This is a genomic window from Pseudomonas donghuensis, assembly GCF_000259195.1.
Taxonomy (GTDB): domain Bacteria; phylum Pseudomonadota; class Gammaproteobacteria; order Pseudomonadales; family Pseudomonadaceae; genus Aquipseudomonas; species Aquipseudomonas donghuensis.
Genome location: NZ_AJJP01000230.1, coordinates 1 through 622, shown reverse-complemented (window position 1 = coordinate 622; position 622 = coordinate 1). Strand labels below are relative to the sequence as shown.

At 56.6% G+C, this 622-nt stretch carries 1 protein-coding gene; it reads right to left on the bottom strand.

Annotated features, from left to right (window positions below; genetic code table 11):
- Nucleotides 1–260: 260 nt before the first annotated feature.
- Nucleotides 261–622, bottom strand: a 362-nt coding sequence (locus UW3_RS0102295; protein WP_010220582.1) for an IS110 family transposase, incomplete at its 5' end; no start/stop codon positions are given.

Sequence of the window (622 nt, the reverse complement as noted above, 5' to 3'; positions counted from 1 at the left end):
AAAATCTATGGTCACCCCATTTTTTGCAATACTGATTAACGGATGAAATGGTTGGCTTGCTTAAATCTATCCGGCGTCAAATTGGGGCAAGCCCCGCGCCACGATGAGAGTCGCGCCTGACGATCCTTAAAAACCGCTCGGCTTCGAGAGCCGATTTTTATGCCAGGATCTTCGCCAGGCCGGTAGGCCGTTCAGTTCATCTATTGCTCAGCTATCGCAAAACCTGAAAGGTGAGTCGTGGTACAGCAACAACCGCAGGGTCAGGCGCTCAAGGCGCCTGGCCCTGTTTCGTATTGGGTGTGGTGAGCAGAAATCGCCCAAGCTATGCGGGCGAGCTTGTTGGCCAGCGCGCAGGCGACTACGTTTGAGTGCCGCCGCGTCAGAAGTGCTCGCACCCAGTCCGCCAACGGCCCTTTCTGCCGCTCCAGGTGCTGCATGTAGACTCTGGCGCATTGCACCAACAGCCGTCGCAGATTCTTGTCGCCACGCTTGCTGATACCTAGCAAATTAGCTTTGCCGCCTGTGCTGTATTGCCTGGGCACCAAGCCTAGAGATGCCGCAAAATCTCGACTGCAGCCGTATTGCTGGCCGTCGCCCATTTCCACAGCCAGCAGGCTGGCGG